This window comes from Paenibacillus dendrobii (genome assembly GCF_009807035.1).
Lineage (GTDB): Bacteria > Bacillota > Bacilli > Paenibacillales > Paenibacillaceae > Paenibacillus_AQ > Paenibacillus_AQ dendrobii.
The window spans coordinates 2,880,021-2,901,342 of sequence record NZ_WUBI01000001.1; the positions used below are offsets into that span (position 1 = coordinate 2,880,021).

Genomic DNA, 21,322 nt, shown 5'->3' on the forward strand with positions numbered 1-21,322 from the left:
CGCAGAAGCCAAGTACTGAAGGGGCACGCTCTCCGCATTTGTAATGTTTTGTTCATTCTCCGTTCATATAACTTCACTACAATGGCCTTGAACCTAAGAACAGGAGGCTTCAGGCCATGTTGAAACCGTTTGTGTTTGCGAAAACATTCACTCAATTCGTCAGCAGCCGCAAAGGCGCCTCTATCGTGCTGATCAGCTGGATTGTCATCATACTTGCACTTAGTCTGGCCGCTCCTAGCTCCAAACCTTATGCCGTGAACAGCGGCGAAGGCAGCGTGCATAACGACACGCCGTCTGCAGTCGCGCAGCAAATCGTGGATGAACAATTCCCATCCAAGGATGGGCTGACCGCACTCTTGGTCTTCCATGATCCCGGCAAAATTTCGGAGACCGACCGAAATGCCATTACCGAAGTCAGCAAGTGGCTCTCTTCTTCGGAGAAACCGCCGTATGTGTCGGCATCGCTGCCCTTTCATCAGCTACCGAAAAACGTTCAGGATCAGATGTTCTCCAAGGATCAAACAACGATGCTGCTGAACGTCAGTCTGCAAAAGGATCTTGAATCCGATCAGACGTATGATACGCTGCAGCAAATCCGTGACCATGTGAAGAACATGCAAAACGGCAGCCTGCAGGTCGAAATCACCGGCCCGGCCGGCATTGCTTCGGACACGACCACGCTGTTCAAAAATGCAGACTTTGTTCTGATGTTGGCTACCGTCGTGCTGATTTTGATCATTTTGATCGTGATTTACCGCTCGCCACTGCTGGCTATTATGCCTCTTCTCATCTCCGGCATAGTCTATCTGGTCGTTGACCGTATTCTCGGTCTTGGCGGGAAGCTTGGCTGGTTCGTGGTCGAAAAGCAGTCGCTTTCGATCATGATGATTCTGCTCTTCGCCGTATTGACCGACTACTGCCTGTTCGTCATCGCCCGCTTCCGCGAGGAGCTTCGCAAGACCGAATCGAAGCATGAAGCGATGCGGCAGGCGCTGATACATGTCGCAGAGCCGATTCTATTCAGCGGAGGCACTGTGCTGATGGCGATGGTAATCTTGTTCACGGCGATCTTTAAACCTTACAACCATTTCGCGCCCGTCTTTTCCATCGCGATGGTGGTCATTCTGATCGGTGGGGTCACGCTCATTCCGGCCTTGTTCACACTGGTCGGCCGCAAAGCGTTCTGGCCTTTTGTTCCGAAGGCAGGTACCGAACAGACCAAGGCCAAGAAGGAAGGCGTATGGAGCCGGATCGGCACTTTCGTCACCCGGAAGCCGGCCATAACCGCGGGTGTTCTGCTGGTCTTGCTGCTGGCCTCATCCGCCAACCTGTTTGGCATGAAGTATTCCTTCAACATCATGAAGTCGTTTCCGGCTGATATTTCATCCAGACAGGGCTTCGATATTCTGGAGGAACGCTTCCCGCCAGGACAACTTGCGCCGGTTACCGCTGTGCTGAAATCCGATCACAAGATGGACGTGAACGCCGACCTTATCAAGCAGATCTCAGCGCTCAGCGACAAACTCAAGTCCGAAGGCCGAATCAGCGCTGTTACGCCTGTGCTGACATCGCAGCAGGTAAATAGCGGTAAACTGCCTGACAAGATGCTGGCCGAGTCCGGGCAAGCGATCAAGCTTCAGCTCACGCTGGAGGATAATCCGTATGATCCTGCGGCACTGGACAAACTCGCCCAGCTTCGCAAGGACAGCAGCCGCCTGCTGAAGGAAAGCGGATTTTCATCGGAACAGGTTTCCCTGCATTTTGCCGGGCAAACGGCTGAGCAGCTCGACGTGCGGATCATGAACCAGCGAGACACGACCGTTCTTTTCACGCTGATTACGATGTCCATCGCCGTGATGCTGGCCTTCCAGGCCCGCTCCGTTAAGATGGCAGCCACCATGATTCTCACGATGCTCCTGTCTTACGCAGGCACCATGGGGCTCGGCTGGCTCATCTTCCATGAGTTCCTGGGTTATGATTCCGTCAGCTACCGTCTGCCGGTATACACCTTCGTCTTCCTGATCGCGCTCGGCGTGGATTACAACATCATGCTCGTGTCCCGCATCCGGGAGGAAGTGAAAAAATATGAATGGATGGAAGCTGTCAAACGGGGCGTCTCGCTGACGGGCGGCGTCATCTCTTCCGCCGGCATTATTCTGGCAGCCACCTTCTGCGTACTCATCACGCAGCCGCTGCAGGAGCTGTTCCTGTTCGGCATTCTGATGGCGATGGGGATTCTGATCGATACCTTCCTGGTACGCGGCATGCTGCTTCCAGCCATATTGACACTCATTGGGGGCAGCAAGCGAAAAGCCATTCATAAAAATAATCTTCCGGTTCATCCGGAATAAACGATAATAAGGAGGAACTACCATGTTTGGATTTATGCTATTTCTGCATTTGGGAGGCTTGCTCGCCTGGGTTGGAGGATTGATCGTGGTCATTGCGATGATCGGCCTGCTCAGCAAACAACTCGGCGCGTCTGCCGACTCCAATCTGCTCGCACGCAAAAGCCTCAGCATCTTCAGTTACCTGGCACATCCAGGTGCCGTGCTTGTCCTCGGCAGCGGCTTGTATCTGATCCTGAAAATGGGCTCCGGCAGCAAGCCGCTCTGGCTGGACATTATGGAAATGGGCGGCGGTACCATCGCCATTCTCTCCTTGATCGTCACCGGCATTCTCGGCAGTAAGGTCAAGAAAAAACTAAAGGCCGCCGGAGGGCAGCCCGTAAAAGTTACCGGATACCTAACGACGATGACTGCTCTGATGGTGCTTATCCTCGGCGTCGTGCTGGTGGTGAGTTTGAAAATATAAAACGTAACCAATGATGAAAAGGCCGCCTGTCAGCTGTTGAAGCTGAAGACGGCCTTTTCATGCCTATTGCGTGCTGATGCCTCACTTAATAACGGATTAAGCCGATATTATATGAACAAATCCCGGACGATCCGACCGTCCATACCTACCCAGCAAGCTTCCTGTACATACGCACGGACCGACCTGGACTCATCATGAATCTGAACATTCGCTTCGCCGATATTGCAATGAATCAGCTCCACCTGCGGCTCTGTCACATCAATTTGAAGCGCTCCTTCCGTTTCCGTAACGCGGCAATTCCATGTCAACCAGCGTCCTTCTGCGTCTTTTGCTACGTACGCTTTTCCCAGACATACTTCTTCAAGACATTTAAAATGCTCATGCACGTCGTTATCCTGCAGGTTTTTCTCGTGCCAATCCGAGATCATCCCAATATACTGCTCTCCGATGACAAATTCGCGGGAAGGATGCTTCAGCGTATGATGATGCCCCTGCTGCGCCTGCCCAGGATCTGCCTGAATCATCGGCTCGCTGATCTGCCTGGCGCGGATATACGGGTCGGGAACGAAGGCCCATCTTAACTGGCCTGTATTCATATCCACCATTTGCACGCTGCTGCCCAGCGCGTTCATTGTTTGCTCAAGATAAGACACTTGTCCGGTTAGCAAATATGCATACCAAGTGGCGTAAGTCCGCCATGAGGTCCAGCCATGCGGTGAATTCAGCATATTCGGTTGAATCGCCACATCATATTGCGATTCCCAGAAACGCCGCGTCGCTCCTCTTTGGCGGCCGTCCGGGATCAGCAAATTCGTCAGGGAGTCATGCCCCTTCAACAGCTTAAGCGCAGCCTCGCGATAGGTATCCCGCAACCTTCCGTCCGGCTGCATCAAGGCAAATAATCCAAGCTGAAGCGCGCTGCAGCTGATCATCCCATCCTCATAGGTGAGCTCTCCTTCGGTATCGATATCACCGTCCGCCGCCACCAATTCATCCATCGCTCTGCGTACAGAATCCATATGACGTTCACGCCGTTCACGCCATGCGAAGTCCCGATCAGCTAGTGCCATTTCAGCCTGAATCAACTCCATGATGCTTTTGGCCGGATAAATGACCGATGTGTAATGCGTCCGTCCAGCCCGATATGAACCATCCGGAGCCTGAGCGTGGGCGATCAGCCAGTCCGCCAAGTCGGAGGCCCTTTGTAAGGCGGATTCATCGCCTGTCGCTTCGTATCTGTCAACCAAAACGCCGACCATGGAGCTCACATTCTGAATCCGGTGTTTTACAAGCAGCGGTTCATGCCGCTCCTCATCGAACATCAAGGGATAGATGGCATCCAAGATTTTATCCGTTCGCTCAAGCATGTCGCGGTCAGGGAGATACCGTTCTGCCGTATAGAGGGTGTATAACCCGTACCAGCTTTCACAGTGCGACGTTGCCCGCGGAGGGTACACAAGCGCAGCCGTTCTCGCCTTCTCCATGAACCATAGCCAAGGCGGCCTTACAGAAATCATCGCCTCGCTTTGTTTACCGGAGCCATTTTCCACGTAAATATGTATTTGCCCCCATGTTTCTCCTGCTTGAAGCAACAATTCATACTGATCCGTACCGACAGCATCTGGCTTTACGATCATCCGTCGCCCATCCGGCAACTGCATCCGGGCAGTGACGCTCTCTGCCGAATGAATCGTCAATCGAGTACACTCCCCCTGCGCTAATGTAGTCCGTTCAAGCTCCAGCATCGGTGCAGCGGAGACCGGGGCCAATGCCGGAAGCAGTCTGTCCAGCTGCTTAAGCGGGATCAAACGAAGAGTCCACTCCTGGGTCTCACCTGGAAGTAGCTGGAATAACCCTTGAGGATGGCGTTCCGGCAGAGGGCCCGCATGCAGGAAATCGAGCGTAAACGTCTCGACGCGGTGGCCTCCCCATTCCAGTTCCCCTTCCATGTAGCCGACGTTGTACTGCAAACTCCAGGACGCAATGGGCCGCTGACACGAAAGTCCGAGTACAGCCCCTTCGGGCCTCATGCAATACCCCCAGAAATGAGTCCGTTCACAACGCAGCATGGTCGGAAAAAACGTATCGTTCCATTCCGGAAATTTCTCCATATAGGTGTCTATGCCGGTCATCAAACCGAGCGAAGCCGGCTGTACCACAATTTTCCCCGTATTCGCAACAGCCGCAGTAACGGCAAGTTCACCGTCCACGCTGTGATAGCGGAGAGAGAAGCTGAGCGGCCCAGCATGGCCAGTAAAGGAGGCTCCATCCTCTCCGTTTTCATCCAGCGCCAAATCAATGACATGCTGCTCTCCGTCCCACTCTCCTTGCCAGGTAAAACCGGAATATTTTCCATCCCTAAAACCGACGTCAATCCAGCCGTCATCCTCCTTCAGCTTCAGGTTTTTCACTTTTCCGTTTCTGCTAAGCGCTGCTTGCCAGCGAGAACCGCCGATTTGTATCAAAGCATCCTGCACAGGTAATGTCACCGCTATTCCCTCCCTTGTTCGTTTGCATCCATGATGATTGATTATTACTCCTTAACCGAACCGAGCATAATGCCGTGAATAAAGAACCGCTGCAGAAACGGATACACGATGAGGATCGGCAGCATGGAAATGACGATCTTTGCGGCATTAAGCGTCTTGTTGGACAATTGCGCCGCCTGGCGCAGTTCCTCCGTTGTCATGTTGTCCGTATTGATCTGCACGACCAATTGCTGAATGTACGTCTGCAGCGGATAATGCTCCTGCTTATTCATTAAGATCAGTCCATCGAAAAAGGAATTCCAATGCCCTACGATGCTAAACAACGTGATCGTAGCAAGCACCGGAACAGACAGCGGTAAATACACTTTAAGCAGCATGTACCAAGGCCCTGCACCGTCCATCATTCCCGCTTCGTCCATATCCTTCGGAATGCTCCTGAAGAAGTTCACAAGCAAAATGACGTTAAATACAGGCACGGCGGTCGGCAGTACCAAGGCCCAAATCGTGTCGAGCAGTCCATACGATTTAATCGTCACGAACCAAGGAATCAAGCCGCCTCCAAACAGCATCGTGAACACGATGAACCACATATAGACGTTTCGGAAACGGAATTGCTGCGGGCTGCGCGACAAAGGGTAGGCCATCAGGGCGCATACGATAAAATTGATAATGCCCCCCAGAAAAACACGCTCGAGCGAAACGCCGAATGCGGTGAAAAAAGCCCGTTCCTGCAATATCTTTTTGTAGGAAGAAAGCGTGAAATCCACCGGCAGCCAGGATACCATTCCCCCGGCAACCGCGGATTTGTCGCTAAGGGATACCGCTACCGTATACCAGATCGGAAAAATGCAAAGCAACGATGAAATGATTAAAATAGCGACGATCACGACATCAGCCGTTCTTGACAGCAATGTGATATTTCGAACCATGCGTTTTTCCCCCTCTTAAAAAATACGATAGTTGGCGAATTTGGACGCCAGTACGTAAGAAATGATGATGAGCACAAAGCTGATTACCGACTTCAGCAGGCCAACGGCCGTCGCCAAACCATATTGGACCTGAAGCAGACCGGCACGGTAGACATACGTATCGATAATATCGCCAGAATCGTAGACAAGGGGATTGTATAAATTGAATATTTGGTCAAAACCGGCATTCAGTACATTGCCAAGGCTTAGCGTAGCAAGCAAAATAATGGTTGGCTTGAGGCTTGGCAGCGTAATATATCTCAGCTGCTGGAGCCTGCTTGCGCCGTCGATGGATGCCGCCTCGTAAAGAGACGGATTAATCCCCGTCAGCGCCGCCAAATAGACGATCGTACCGAATCCAAATTCCTTCCACACGTCACTGGTCACGACAATGCCCGGAAACCAGTGGTTGCTGCCAAGGAACATAATCGGCTCCATGCCGATTCCGCTCAGGATCTGGTTAACCAAGCCGTCCATGGACAGCAGGTCAGAAATGATTCCGGCCAGAATAACCCACGACAGAAAATGGGGCAAGTAGACGATCGTTTGCACACTGCGCTTGATCAGCACGGTTCTGACCTCGTTCAGCAGAAGCGCGAAAATGACGGGAACGATCATGTTAGCCACAATTTTGAGCACGGCAATATAAATCGTGTTAAAAAAAATGTTTCGGCTGTCAGGCAGCTCGAACAAATAACGGAAGTTGTCCAGGCCCACCCATTCCGAATGCCAGAAACCAAGGCCTGGTTTAAAATTTTGGAATGCGATTGTGGTGCCGAACATCGGCACGATACTGAATAATATGAGCAGCAAAATGCCGGGCAGCAGCATCAGGTGGTAATGAAGCGCAAACGATCTTTTCATGATTACCTCTCACCTCTCATGCAGTCAGGAGAAAACTTCAATTTACGTCATATCAATGAAGTTAAATCGTTGTTATGCGAATCTAATTAAAAGATTAAATAAAAAGGCTTAGGGCGTGACAAGACGCCTGCAAGTCTCTCATGCTCAAGAGAAGCGGGGGACAAAACATCCATTGTCTTGTCCCACCCACTTTGCATTTACTCTCCGAGCGCCTCGCGTACTTCCTTCGTAATTTGATCACCGCCAAGCTTCTTCCACTGCTCTACAAACGTATCGAACGATTCCAGCGGCTCTTTGCCCATAATGATTTTCAGAAACGTTTCCTTCTCCATCTTATCGAGGGTCGCATTTTTCAGCTCCATCGTTTTCGTAATGGAAGTGAACAGATTTTCGGCTGGCTTAAGCTGTGCGTGAAGCGGATCGCTTCCGACCGTGTAGGAATAATACGGCTGCCAGGCTCCCAAATCCTTGATAGGATCGAAGTTCGAAGCCTTTGCCTTCGCATAAATGTCCTGCATCTCAGGAATCATGTCCTCCGGTTTGGATTTACCGCTCAGGACGTCTCTCAGCATATCGTGCTTGCGGGTCACGGTATCCGCATTTTCAATGACCAACCGCATCGGCCAATACCCCGGATTCACCCGATTATCCAGCTGTTTGGCGTCCGGATCCGTTCCTCTTTCACCAGCAACCGTCGTATTTAAGGCGATCATGGCTGCTTCCGGATGCGCGATTCCCTTCTTGACGACGACAAACGAGTTACTCACCGGAACCGTGTGCGTATTGAAGTTCCCTTCGGCATCCAAAGGCGCGGCTAGAGCCACCCAGTCGGATTTCGGATTGTTTTTCACCGCATCTCCCAGGGCTCCCCAAGGCAACCACCAAGGCCCGAAGAACATGCCTGCTTTGCCGCCGCTCATCAATTCGTAAGCTTCTTTGCGGAGCGCAAATTCCTTGTCGATAATCCCTGCCGCGTACCAATCTCTTAACTTGGCCAGGCCATCCTTGACCTGAGGCTGGATCGATCCGTAAGAAACCTGTCCTTCTTTATCTTTCATCCAATAATCCGGGTATGCTCCATAATAGCTGAAAATCGAAGCGAAACCATTATCGCCGTAGACGAGATCGATCGGCGAACCCGGCAATCCGATCGTGTCCGCTTTTCCGTTGCCGTCAGGGTCCTTCTCCATGAAAGCTTTGGCAACGGCCTCGATGTCATCTATCGTCTTGGGCTCCTCCAGTCCGAGCTTATCCAGCCAATCCTTCCGCACCCAGAGGAAATAAGGGGCATCCCCTTGCGGTACGATATTCGGAATAGCCATCAACTTATCGTCAAAAGTCGCCTTTTCCAGCGCCTTTCCATTCGTTGTCGCATAAAAGTCTTTAACTTGCTTTGAAGCATACTTTTCATAAACTTGCGACAGATCCTCCAACTGCCCTGCTTCAACCATCTGACGCAGTTCCTTCTCCCCAACGACCATGACGTCCGGAATGTCGTTGCTGGCAATGGCAACTTGAACCTTTTGGGTGAACGGGTCACCGCTTTTGGCCGTTAGCGTGTAATCGAACTTAATGTTCGTCTTGTCGAAGATATAGCGCGTGAACTGGTTATTGTCCACCGTATCTCCTGCTGGAAGGGATTTATCCTCCGGATTGAGCGGCTTCGCAACTGTGAGGGTTACGGGCTCGGGATATTTATAGAATGGTTCTGCCGGTGTCGCTGCCTCATTCGTCTTGGAAGTACCCTGATCGTTGGCTCCACAACCATTAACGATGAACACGGTACTTGCAAGTATTGCGAACATCCATTTTTTCATGAAAGCTCCCCCAGTCATCTTTTTGTTTACGCTTACACAAATCATTTCAAAGGCTCGTGAATGGCCTATCACCTTATGTCTATTGTATAACTGGCTTTGCTTCCCGGAGTTTTCATTCTTTCTTCGGAATAGGACTCATTTCATTCGTTATCATGTTCCTTGCCTCCGTCGACCATGAATCTTTCAATCGTTTGTGCCCCTGCCTGTGCATCGTTTGCAGCCCCTACGTCGATCCATATCTGTTATGCGCAGACGGGCCCGGCAGAACCGCTGTCCTGCCAGGCCCGTCACCGCGAAGTCCGTTATTTTCTTTCATGGCATTGATTTCGAAACGCGCTGGGAAGCATGCCCGTTCGATCCTTGAATACTCGGCTGAAATATTTTTCGTTCGGATATCCTGTTTGCGTGGCAATCCAATAAATCGGCTTGTCGGTATCCGCCAGAAGCTTTTTGGCCCAGTCCATTCTCGCCTGCCTGACATATTCATTGAAAGATCCCCCCACAATATCCCGGAAGCACTGACTCAGATAGCTTTGGCTAAGGTTTACTTTCTTGGCGATTTCTCTGAGCGTAATCTCTCTGCTTAAATCCTGGTTGATGATCTGTACGGCTTTCCAGACGCAAGAATGAACTTCACGCGAATAAGACGGCTTGAACAAATACGCTTCGAGATCTTGCCGCAGACGGCTGAGCCAGTTTTTCCAGTCCTTCCAGGTCAAGAGTTCACCTTGGGGGACTTTCCAGACCCCAGCGGGTACGACACGTTCCCAGCGTGTGGAGGCGATAACGAACAGCGTATCAAGCTGCTGCGGAGTTGGCATCTTCTTCTCGAGAACGGCGATGTTCTCTTCGAATTGCAGATCATGAATGACCCATTGCAAACTGGACCACGTTTCTTTTAGCAGCTGCTCCTCTTCATGAGTTACCCGCATGTGATTCATGGTTTCTCTCAGCTGGCTCCAGTTCTTCTTCCACACGCCCGCACGGTCGCGGTCCCATTCATAGAACATCAACCGATCTTTGTACTCCTGGAGCGTGCTTATCACCTGCTTACCGCTCTCGCATCCGATGCCTTCTAGGAGCATGATGATCCCGCTCCGCAAAAAAGGATCTGCATGAAGGCAATCCATTTCCTCATCGGTAAGCCCCTTTTCTTCACACGTGTAAAGCCAAATCCCAGGAGCGCATTCCTCAACCGGATTCCCTCGATGTATCGGATTGGACAAATTCAGGGCTCCTCCGCCAGGTGCCGACACCCAAACGATGGCCTGGTCAGGGTTCTCCTTGTCCGCCTCCTCCCAAGTCCGCGCCTGCTGACTCATCTCATACCGGATCCGCTGCTCAATTCTGCCGAGCACATCTTCCATTTTGTCCTGCTGAAGCTCCGTCTTGGCAATATAATCGATCGCTCCAAGCCGTAGTGCCTCCTGTATGTATTCAAAATCCTGGTGAAACGTCAAAATCACCGTCCAAATCCGCGGATAGAGCTGCCTCACGGTCCGGATCAACTCGATCCCGCTCATTCTCGGCATGGCCAAATCGGTGATCAGCAGATCCACTTCCTGATGATTCAGAAAGGAGAGCGCTTCTTCTCCATTCCCTGCCTCCCCGATCACTTCCATTCCGAAATGTTCCCAAGGCATCAGGGAGATGAACCCTTTCCGTACAAGCCTGTCATCCTCAACAATCAATACGCGCACGCAGTCATTCTCCTTTCGTGGGTAGAGGCAGCGGAATGATAATGATGATGCTTGTCCCTTCCCCGTGTTGGCTCCGAATTTGAATTTCAGCGGAATCACCATATTGGTACTTCAGCGTTCTGATCACATAGGGCATGCCAATGCCCATTCCGCGCCGGGTATGTGCTGAAGTGTCTCCCTGCAGGAGCCGATCCGCTTCTTCCGGCGTCATGCCTGCCCCGTTATCGCTGACCTCAATCCGTATGCCACCCTCCTGCTGGGTAATGTCGACCACAATAAAGCCATCGTCCGCGATCCCATGATATAAAGCATTCTCCACTAATGGCTGCAGCATAAAGCGAGGGATGCGAAGCTCCAGCTGCTCGGGTTCCACGGCAATCCGGATATCAAAATGAAACTGGTACCTTACTTCCTGTAACGCAATATAATCCTTAAGCGCCTCAAGTTCCTCTGAGATGGAGGCCGTTTCGCCTTTGCCGAGATTATAATGAAGCACGCGGTTCAAGGTCGAAATGAGATGATCGATATCCTCCTGCCCGTTGATCCGCGCCTGCCACCGAATCGTATCCAGCGTATTATGGACAAAATGCGGATTGATTTGGGCGATCATCTTCTCCACTTCAAGGCGCGACTTGTTCCGTTCATTTTCCTTGATATCTTCAATCAGCTGGATGACGGTTCCCTTCATTTCATGGAAGCGCCGCAAAGAATAGTCGAATTCATCCGTTCCAGTTAACTGAATTTCCCTCGCCGACTGCTGATATGCCATGGATCGTATCTCACGGTTCAACCGGGTTAAAGGCCGGGTTACCGTTCTCCAGATCAACAAGGCGAAGCCTAGACTGACAAACAAAGATAACACGGCAATAGCCGCGAATTGTAAAAACCAATTGAGGATTTCTTGCTTATAAGACTTCATCGGAATGACGGCTACAACCCGCCATCCCTGATTGCTCGATTCATCAAACATATACTGGTTGCCAAACGCCGATCTGCTATCGCTCCCGCCTTGCTCAGCCAGCTTCATGCCGACCGGAAAAGATGCGGGTTGCTCGCTGTAAGCAACGCGGTTATCCGTATCAATAATAAGGTGGGATACTTCCATTCCGTACTGCAGCTTATTGAAAATGGTATCAACTAGCCGATTATCGGTTTCCATATAGATATACAACTGATCCAGGTCGGGAACATCGATTTTTCGTGTAATGGACATGACGGTCCTGTCAAATTGCGCGTTTAGCGTCTGATGCGGGCCGTAATACGTCATGCCTGTAAGCTTCGTAAAAATAGGCAGCTGATCGGGATCAAAATTCTCTCTGACCTGTAAATTCGGAAACAGAGTCTGATTCGTACTCTTGTCATAGTAAAGCATGAGTCCAATGTTCGGGTTGGTGGAGGTGAGAAGGTTCATTTCCGTTTCAATCTCGCCCGCAAGAATCTTCCGGTCGTATGGATGGTCATTGGTCATATAAGCGTATAGATCCTTGCCCACCCGCCCATCAAAAGCCAGCTGTTGCGATGCATAATTCAAATTGCCGAGCACGTTTTCCAGCGATACTCTGACCTGCTTCAGGTTACTGTGTATTCCGCTTGTGATTTTCGTCTCCAAAATCGTATGCATCGATATATACGAAATGATGCCGATTAAAAGCAGCGGTATAAAGGTGCTTAACAGAAGCACGTGAACCAGCTTTCTTTTGAAAGAAGTGGGAATTATGAACTGTCGGACCTTTTGAGTAAATGGGGACAGCCTGTCCATCTCGCACTCCCCCTTCCGCTAAATGATGTAAAGGTTTTCATCGCAAATTATAAAGCAAATTGGTTGGGTAGCCTAGTCATTTATCGCCTTTTGAATGGCATCGGGAGAAAGCCGGCAGGGATTGGGCAACTGTCATGCAGCCAAGGCTTTTTCCCAAGAACACGGCCGCCCCTCATTCCGGAAAAATATTACGATGATTATATAACCCTTTAGGATTACTATCGCAAAAGAAAAAGGACCGGCTGCACCGGTCCTCTCGTATGTTTGTTTGTCTACTTTTCCGATGCTTCTCCGCTAAGCTGCCACGTGATGCCGAACTGGTCGCGTACCATGCCGAAGGATGGACTCCAGAACGTTTCCTGCAGCTCCATTTGGACTTGTCCGCCGTCGGAAAGTGCATGGAAAATCGATTTCAGACGCTCCAGATCTTTCGTCATCAAAGCAATGCTGAGCTGATCTCCCAGTTGAAACGGATTACCCGGGTAGTTATCGGAGAACAACAGCATCTGGCCGTCGAATTCCAGTGCAGCATGCAGCACGCGGTTTTTCGCTTCCTCGGGCATCGGATGGCCGCCTTCTCCCGGCATATCGCCAAACCGTTGGACTCCCAAATTGTTTGCTCCAAGCACCTTCTCGTAAAATGCTACCGCCTCAGTGCAGTTTCCGTCGAGTACAATATACGGCGCGATCTTCAGACTCATGCCTGTGTCCTCCCTTATCATCGTTCATTTTGGTACAAGCTTTTCCTTTCCATTATAGCCTGCAATGCGGATGAAGATAAGGCGAACAGCCTGAAAATCCGGTAAAATTTTCAATGCTCCAAGCAACCCATTAGCCTGAAAGTTTGTTATTCGATTCCGGCCAGTTGAAGCGTCTTTCGAAGCGTGCCGATATCTATCCGTATATCCTCCAGTCCCGCAAAGTCAATGCCTTCCGCCGGTTGCTCATGGCCGTGCATCAAATAGTAATCCAGTTCATTATGATTGCTGATCATCCAGTACACCGGCATGATATGACCGGGATGGAAAACCTCGATGACTTTCGTTCCCGGCTGACAAAAGGCCAGATTGGACAGCCCCGCGCCATGCGCCGCCACGATCACCCGCGCGGAAGCAAACAGGGCGATTTGCTCGGCTACACTCATCTCTTCGAGCAGCAGCCCGCAGAAGCCAAGATCGGATAAAAAGTCGGTGACTTCCGATTCATTAACGACACGCCGGACCGATGCCTTTTTGCGGCTAACATAAAGCCGTTCATGTACTCGCATGTTAGTGGCTTGATGCGGCAAAAACAGCTTGCGCAGCATGCTCGTGGCCCATTTCGGATAATGGGCGGACATCAGCATAGAAGGCACAATTAGCCGCTCGGACTGCAAATACAGGCTGGGATGCGTACGAATGACCTTCTCATCGGACAAACCAAGCATTGCCAGCGTTTCCTGGACAAACGCCCCGTACGGGTTCGCATTCACGATGATCCGATCATAAGTGATGCCGCTCTCGATCAGCATCCCCCATCTTGCCATGACGTCGTACATCCAGTGAAAATAATTATGGCCGCCACAGAAAGCCAGTGCAGCCGTCGTTCCGCCGATCTGCTCCAGTCTGGGATGATTCCACCGCTTGAAAATAGGATGATGCTCCGGTGTCACCATAGCATTTAAATGTTCATCATATTCCGCGGATACATCCCCAAGCAGCCTGCCTCCCGGTGTCAGCACGGCTCCGGATTGGCCCCATATTCTTCCCTCCGGAATGCTCACCACAAAGCCGTCATCCGGCTTCATGCGATATGCGGTTAGATAGGGATGAATTTCGAGCTCCACGCTGCGGGGAGCTCGAAATTCAACTTCTCCGCCATAGTCAAAGGATTGGAAAGAGATTCCGGAGTTGTCCCGATGTTGTTCTTCACGTACCCAATCCTTCGTATGTTCAAAATAACCGCAAGGTATCGTCTTAAATGCATCCATGTCGGTGTGCTCACCTTTTTCCTGAGTCTACGCGCGAAGCAGGCGTTAAGGTATAGTATGTCGCGAGCAGCTGCCGGAACACCCATATAGGAGGAAAAGGGCTTATTGCGGCCGCTCTAGGGAAAACGTCTCGCCAAGCTTGGCATAACTGCTTCCCGCCAAACGGCTGACAGGCTGCAGAACATCAGCCAGCACGCGTCCATGATCCAGCACAGCATCTTCCACATGAAATCGCACGACACGCCCGATAAGTAAATCCGTCCCAGGCAGCCCCTGCGATCCGCCTAACGGAATGGAGCGTTCCAGCGTACATTCCAAGCGTATTTTGGCTTCCGCAATGCCTGGTACGTGAACTACTTCGCTTGCTATCGCCGTCAGACCGGCCAGCTCCACCTCGCTTTGATCCGGCGGCAGACTGGCCGCGGTTCGATTTAATTTCTCAATTGAAGACTCATCTCCGATATGAACGACAAAGGCACCTTCCCGCATCGCATTTCTTGCCGTATCTTTCGGGACCCCCTCTTTTCTTTGCACGGACACCGAGATCATGGGCGGATCTGCGGTCACAATATTGAAATAACTGAAGGGAGCAGCATTCACTTTTCCATTCTCGGCGAGCGTGCTTACCCAGGCGACGGGTCTAGGGATAATGCTCCCGGTAAGCAGCTTGTAATTGTCACGTTCTGATTGCTTCTGTGGATCGATTGAAACCATCACTTCGTAGGCACCTCCAATACGCGCACCTCAAACGGTGTAAGCTTCGCTTCGATTTCTGCCCTTCGCTCCTCGTACCATGCCGGCAGCATCAGCTTTTCGCCGAGACGGTCCGGCTGCTCATCCCGTGCGAAGCCCGGAGGGTCGGTCGCGATTTCGAACTGGATGCCGCCCGCCTCGCGGAAGTACAGCGCGTTAAAATATTGACGGTCCATAATCGGCGTCGCCTGCAGCCCATGCTCAAGCACATGCTCTCTCCACTGCTCATGCTCTTGGTCATCCGCGGCGCGCCAGGCGATATGATGCACCGTCCCCGCTCCTCCCGTGCCGCGCTCCATCGGGGTGACATTGACATCGATCATATTCCCCAGTTCGCCAAACGATTTGAAACGCATATACGCCCCTTCCTGCCCGACTCTTTCAAAACCCATGACTTGCTGAAGCAGGTGAGCCGTCTGTGCCGGGGCCGTACTGTATAGGATCGCCCCGCCAAAGCCTTTAATGGCTTTCTCTTGAGGAATGCCGCCGAAGGCCCAGGTACTCTGCGAACCTTCCTCGCGCTCCACGATTTCCAGTTGAAGCCCGTCTCCATCGCGGAATGCCAAGTATTCCTCGGAAAATCGGACTATTTTGTCAAACGAAACGCGATAATCCGCCAGCCGCTGTTCCCAGAAACCGAGCGATCCGGTCGGAACGGCAAATGTAGTGACGCCTACCTGTCCGCCCCCCACGCGTCCTTGCCTTGATCTCGGCCATGGGAAGAACGTGATAATCGTACCAGGACTTGCCTGACCATTACCCAAATATAAGTGGTATACCTCCGGCGCATCGAAGTTAACCGTTTGTTTGACAAGGTGCAACCCGAGAATGCCTGCGTAAAAATCAACTGTTTGCTGCGGATCTCTGACAAAAGCGGTAATGTGGTGAATGCCTGCGGTTTTCATATTCATAATAGTTCAGCTCCTCGTTTTATTTTATCTCTATATTAAGATATCAATGTATGATGACACATTGGTATATGATCGTGTTATGTATTTATCTTGATTTAAAGATATTATATTTTAAGTTTGTTGTCAATCCCTGATTCATTAAATTGCCTTACTCCAATGAACGCTTGTAGCAGATTTATTGCCTTGAAGTTACCGACGACTCTCCATTTGCAGCTTTTATTATCCAAAAAAAGGAGCGAGGCTCATGTAGAGTCCCGCTCCTTTTCGTATGAATTCAGGAAATTTATAAACGATATTCCGTTAGCATCAGCAGATTGGCCAACGCTTGCGCGCTTTCCGCTCTCGTCGTTGCCAGTCCAGGGTTAAACTTCCCACCACTTCCCTGCATGAGTCCTATGGCCGCAGCCTCGTTCACTGCATCTTGTGCCCAAGGACTAATGCCAGCTTGATCCCGGAAGGTCTTGGAGGCGCCCTGTATGTTCTTTCCTCCGGCAGCATGATACGCGCTGATCAGCATCATGGTCATTTCTTCCCGAGTCACGGCTTGATCCGGATGGAATCGTCCGTCTCCCTTACCTTGGATTATTCCAGCCTGTAATGCGGCGGAAACATCCTCTGCATACCAAGCTTCTTCCTTCACATCCGTGAATGCCGTCCCCGTTTTGGCCGGTAAATTCAATAACCGTGCCAGCATGGAAACGAATTCTGCTCGAGTGACCTCTTTGCCGGGGGCAAAGGTTCCATCCGGCAGCCCTTTAAGCACATGGCGCGCGGCCATGTCCTTGATGACTTCGGAAGCCCAGTGATCAGACGCGATATCCTTGAATGTCTTATCATAAGAAATCGCACTGTATTGTCCCGGCACGGTCACTCGGACTGTTATTTGCTTTTCGCCCGGCTTTGCTCCGTTTACATATTCTAATGATCCGCCGGCAGCCAAGATGCGGTAAATCCCGGTACGCGATGACTTTGCTCCATCGGGAATGTCCAGCGTAAGCATCATTCCATTCGGAAAGCGCTGCAACCCGCTGGATTTGCCATCGTTGCTTTGCGCCGAGACCGCGATTTGGATCATTCCGTTTGATGTCAGAATGGCGTTTTCATGCTGCTGTATACGCTGAAGTATGTTTGTGGCTTCTTTGGCCTCGACTGGTTTCATGTCGATGACAAGCTTCAAATCATTTGGATTCCCTCCGGATATGAGCTTCATCGCTTCCTCCAAAACCGATGAAGGAACGGATAACGCCGCATGATCCGCTTGAATGTTCAACAAGATGTCTTTACCCAAGCGGGCGACCACGCTGCCTGGAACCACTACCTGCGTTTGGGTCGGGCTAAGCCGAATTTCAAGCTTCCCGTCCTTGACTCCGTCCAGATCGCGATCATTGACTATACGTTGATTTGGCACTGCCCCCGGAGGCGTGGATGGAGAAGGCGAAACACTTCCCGCTCCGCCCGATGGCTGCGTGCCCGGATTTGTCGCAGGCGTCGCAAGGACGTTCAAGGTAAACGATGCGCTGTGTCCTTGATAATCCGCTTGAATTCGCGCAGCGCCTTCGGCAAAAGCCGTAATAACGCCCGCTATGCTAATGCTTGCCGTTTTGGGCTCGGAGCTCGAAAAGGAAACCCCCGCCGTAATTTCTTCTTTTGCCCCGGAATGCAGGACACCGTATACTTTGATCTGCTGCGATTGGGAAACGGTCATCTGCTGCAGCCCGCTAAGTTCAATAGCCGTATATCGTGAGCTATCCGTCTGCCCAGTCATCTCGTTGCTCAAGCCGCTCTCATGATGCAGTCTGCCCACAGCCGAAACCGCATACGTATACGGCTGTTCCGGAATGGCAGTCAAATCCGTATACGTTTGCGCCGCCCCGTTCACGCTGCGTATCGTTGCTACCAACTGCGAAGCATCGTCCTTATCAATGCCCCGGTCCCCTTGCACGCGGTAGATTGCGTAATACGCTGGTTCCTTATCCCCGGTATCTTCCCAAGACAAGTGAATGGAACCGCCTGCTCCTTTTACTTCCGTCAGCTTTGGCACATTCGGCGTATCATCCGGCAGCCAGGGCATCACGGGAATCAGCGCCGGACTGGAGTACATCGACGCAACGGCATCCCTTACACCCAAAGGATTGCCGAGCAAATCGGATGTGCTGAACATGATGTTGCCTGACACATCCTCCCCATGGTCATTGTTGAACCTCAGCTGAGCCGGCAGCTGATCGGGATTCGTCCAGTTGTCCTGACCTACACGGTAAGGGGCCATTCCGATATAGAGCTGCACGTTATGCTTGCCTGAATGGTCGTTTTCCCCGTTGATCTCTTTGGTCCACCAATCGATCAGCTTTTCATAGGCAGCAGCCGAGTATCCGAAATGCCAATAGATTTGCGGTGCCAAGTAATCGACCCAGCCCTGCTTCATCCAGGTTCTCGTGTCGGCGTATAAGCCGTCATAGTTCTGCTGGCCGTTCGTTTCGGATCCCGTCGGGTCGGTGCCTTTATTGCGCCAAATGCCGAAAGGGCTGATGCCAAATTTGACGAAAGGCTTGATCTGCTTGATCCCCGCATTCAGTCCTTTCACGATCGTGTTGACGTTATCCCGGCGCCAATCGTCAAGCGGCATCGTGCCTCCGCCGCTTTTATAGGCGTTATACTCTTTGCTGTCATCAAACGGTTCATTTCCCGGATACGGATAGAAATAATCGTCCATATGAATGCCGTCGACATCATAGTTCTGAACGATTTCCTTTACCCCGTCGATGATGTAATTCTGGGCCTCTGGGATGGCAGGGTTAAAGTACATTTTGCCGCCGTTCTTGACCACCCAATCCGGATGAAGCCGAGCCGGATGCGTCGGTGCCAGGAGATCCGGGTTGTCGTGCATGCTGATCCGGTACGGATTGATCCATGCGTGAAACTCGAGATTCCGCTTATGCGCTTCGTCAACCATGAATTTCAGCGGATCGTAGCCGTCACTCGGCGCCTTCCCTTGCTCGCCCGTCAGCCAATGGGACCATGGGAAATATTCGGAAGGGAAAAAGGAGTCGCTGGTTGGCCTGACCTGTACGAATACCGCGTTGATGCCGGTCTGCTTCAATTCATCCAGCAGCTTCACAAAGTCCTGCCGCTGCTGCTGCGGATCCAATACGCCCTTAGTCGGCCAGTCGATGTTCTCCACCGTCGAGATCCAGGCGCCGCGCAGCTCACGCTTGGGATGTGCGGCCGGATTCGTCACTACCAGCAACTGCTGCGCTTTTTTCCCGGATACCTCCGCCGTAATCATCGTCGTTCCCGGCGCTACGGCCGTAATGGCTCCGGTCACTGGGTCAATGACGGCAATTTGACTATTGGTGCTGCCGTACGTGATTCCCGTCGTGATTTCTTTTTTGCCTTCCACCTTGTAATCCCCGATGACTTTAGCTGCAGGCGTGTCCTCACCCACGATGGCGGAGAACACTTCCGCGATTTCAATGCTTTTCAATTCCCCAGCCTTCACCTGCACCGTATAGCCTGCTTCAAGTCCTTCATATTCAGCTGTCACAGCTGTCTCTCCTACCTGCAGGGCTCTGATCTGCCGCCCCGTTATTTCGGCAATACCGTTGCCGTCCGGCACCGAAAATGCCGTTTCCGCCGAGATTTCAACGGGCTCTCCGTTGCCGTAGACCGCATATGCCTTCAGATCTGCCGTCTCGGTCAATACCAATGAGGTCGGCCCTTCTATCAGAATCCGCTCCGGTACGGCCTGGGTTGGCGTGACCGTCAGCCGGTAAACGGACGAATACTTATTCTGATAGGTTGCGGTCAGAAGCGCTTCCCCGGCAGCATGTGCCGTAACGGTACCATCCGCATCCACCGTCGCCACGGACTCGTCACCGCTCGAAAAGGCAATACTTCCTTGCTCGGCAGGCTGCGGCGAAGCATCCCCCTTGCGGGTCACGAGCATGCTCGGATGCATGGACTCGCCGGTGCCGAGCGGTTTGGCTCCGGACCATTCCAATGCAAAGACGTCGGTGTCCTCATAAAGCATACTCACCTGGTCCACGTAGAGGGAACCCGCCGTTTTGGTTCCGGTTTCGACCAAATAGATATAATTAAATTTCACAGGGTACTGGACCGCCGGCATGTTGGCCGTCACATAGCGCCAGCCGTTCAACACTTCACTGCTCCCCGTAAAATCGAGCGTATATAGAGCCCCCTTACTGTCCTGAATTTGTCCGCGAATCCAGTGTTTTTGATCCTCCCCGAATGCCCAGAATCCGATTTTCTTCGGGCTGCCCGGAATTTCGCGACCGTCTTTTCCGTCCGGTGCCATAAAACGTATGTAAGCCGCCGAGGTGCCGTCATTATTCGCAAAATCATAATTCAGCCTGCCGGCTTTCAGGCCGTATCTCACCGGACCTGGACGTTCCGATGGCACAAGCGCGGCCGAGTTCGCCTTCACGGACGTCACTCTGAGATCCGATATGTCTTCGAAATCTTCAAAGACTTGCGTCCATTCGCTGTTTGCCGCTGTAATCTGCCGCTCAGGAGCGATGATATGGACGGTGGCTTCCGCGGTCAATCCGCCGTATGCAGCCGCAATGATGACCTCTGCGGGCTGATCACCCGCCCTAAACGTGCTTCCCGTTAATGTGCCGATGCCGGAAGCATCATCCGTATTCAGGCTCCACGCAACCTCGCCCTGCGGGATGTCCACTTCGCGCCCATCCGCGGCATAACCTTTTAGCGTAAACGTCTTAGTTGTATTCACGCTTACGGTTACGGGTTCCGCGGATATTTCCAGACGCACGGCTTCTGTGCTGCCAGCTGTGTTCCCGCTTCCTTCGTTCACGGGCACTGTTTCTTCCGGGGAGCTTGCAGGCGTTCCGCTCTGCTCTGTATCCTCCGATTCATTTTGCGCGGAATCCGTTCCGGATGGTTCACCCGTTGCATCCGTCTCAGGTTCCGTTGCACCCCCGCCGTCCTGCTGCGGCGTCCCAATATGCTCTACACTAGCTTCCTCCTCTGTGGCTGCCCCATAGACAGAACTTGGGACACAAGATATGAATGCGCTTACAATTAAACTTAGAATGAGTACTACGCGAAGAGGCCTGCCTAACCATGATACCCGGTTGATCATACATGCACTTCCTTTCCCATGCGTTAAGTTGTCCTTGCCGATTTCAAGCGCGCCAAAAAAAGACCGAGCCCCAACCACCTACTTTCTTGAAAATATGTTTTAATTATATAATGCATATTAAAATTTTACTACAAAAAATTAAACCATTATTCTCTCGAT

The 21,322-nt window shown here is 51.7% G+C and carries 13 protein-coding genes; 2 read left to right on the top strand and 11 right to left on the bottom strand.

Going from position 1 to position 21,322, the window contains the following annotated elements:
- The first annotated feature begins 116 nt into the window (after positions 1 to 116).
- On the top strand, positions 117 to 2,351 hold the full coding sequence (locus GRF59_RS12675; RefSeq protein WP_160497886.1) for an MMPL family transporter: 2,235 nt from the start codon (positions 117 to 119) through the stop codon (positions 2,349 to 2,351).
- Positions 2,352 to 2,373: 22 nt separating this feature from the next.
- Entirely contained in the window at positions 2,374 to 2,814 is a 441-nt protein-coding gene (locus tag GRF59_RS12680; protein ID WP_160497887.1) for a hypothetical protein, read from the top strand.
- A gap of 107 nt (positions 2,815 to 2,921) precedes the next feature.
- Here GRF59_RS12680 and GRF59_RS12685 read toward each other — a convergent pair whose 3' ends face one another.
- The 11 genes from GRF59_RS12685 to GRF59_RS12735 form a co-directional block, all read right to left on the bottom strand.
- Positions 2,922 to 5,303: a glycoside hydrolase family 88 protein gene (locus GRF59_RS12685; protein WP_160497888.1), complete on the bottom strand. Its 2,382-nt coding sequence runs from the start codon at positions 5,301 to 5,303 to the stop codon at positions 2,922 to 2,924.
- A 44-nt stretch (positions 5,304 to 5,347) separates the two neighbouring features.
- A complete protein-coding gene (locus tag GRF59_RS12690; protein ID WP_160497889.1) occupies positions 5,348 to 6,232 on the bottom strand; it encodes a carbohydrate ABC transporter permease in 885 nt (294 codons plus the stop codon).
- A gap of 15 nt (positions 6,233 to 6,247) precedes the next feature.
- Complete coding sequence (locus tag GRF59_RS12695; RefSeq protein WP_423802955.1) at positions 6,248 to 7,138, bottom strand: ABC transporter permease; 891 nt, start codon at positions 7,136 to 7,138, stop codon at positions 6,248 to 6,250.
- 194 nt (positions 7,139 to 7,332) lie between these two features.
- The gene (locus GRF59_RS12700; RefSeq protein ID WP_160497891.1) at positions 7,333 to 8,952 is read right to left on the bottom strand and encodes an extracellular solute-binding protein; all 1,620 of its coding nucleotides are present in this window, start codon (positions 8,950 to 8,952) and stop codon (positions 7,333 to 7,335) included.
- A 302-nt stretch (positions 8,953 to 9,254) separates the two neighbouring features.
- Positions 9,255 to 10,595, bottom strand: a complete 1,341-nt coding sequence (locus tag GRF59_RS12705) for a response regulator transcription factor (RefSeq protein ID WP_480242693.1) — start codon at positions 10,593 to 10,595, stop codon at positions 9,255 to 9,257.
- 61 nt (positions 10,596 to 10,656) lie between these two features.
- Entirely contained in the window at positions 10,657 to 12,411 is a 1,755-nt protein-coding gene (locus tag GRF59_RS12710; RefSeq protein WP_160497893.1) for a sensor histidine kinase, read from the bottom strand.
- Positions 12,412 to 12,683: 272 nt separating this feature from the next.
- Positions 12,684 to 13,112 carry a VOC family protein gene (locus GRF59_RS12715; RefSeq protein ID WP_160497894.1) on the bottom strand — a complete coding sequence of 143 codons (429 nt, stop codon included), beginning with the start codon at positions 13,110 to 13,112 and terminating at the stop codon, positions 12,684 to 12,686.
- A gap of 146 nt (positions 13,113 to 13,258) precedes the next feature.
- On the bottom strand, positions 13,259 to 14,380 hold the full coding sequence (locus GRF59_RS12720; RefSeq protein ID WP_160497895.1) for a glycosyltransferase family 61 protein: 1,122 nt from the start codon (positions 14,378 to 14,380) through the stop codon (positions 13,259 to 13,261).
- Between the two features lie 102 nt (positions 14,381 to 14,482).
- Complete coding sequence (locus GRF59_RS12725; protein ID WP_160498262.1) at positions 14,483 to 15,094, bottom strand: flavin reductase family protein; 612 nt, start codon at positions 15,092 to 15,094, stop codon at positions 14,483 to 14,485.
- Positions 15,094 to 16,038 (bottom strand): ring-cleaving dioxygenase, encoded by a 945-nt coding sequence (locus GRF59_RS12730; protein ID WP_160498263.1) that lies wholly within the window; start codon positions 16,036 to 16,038, stop codon positions 15,094 to 15,096. Before GRF59_RS12730 ends, GRF59_RS12725 begins: the two co-directional genes overlap by 1 nt.
- Before the next feature lie 289 nt (positions 16,039 to 16,327).
- Positions 16,328 to 21,163: a family 10 glycosylhydrolase gene (locus tag GRF59_RS12735; protein WP_160497896.1), complete on the bottom strand. Its 4,836-nt coding sequence runs from the start codon at positions 21,161 to 21,163 to the stop codon at positions 16,328 to 16,330.
- Positions 21,164 to 21,322: the final 159 nt, after the last annotated feature.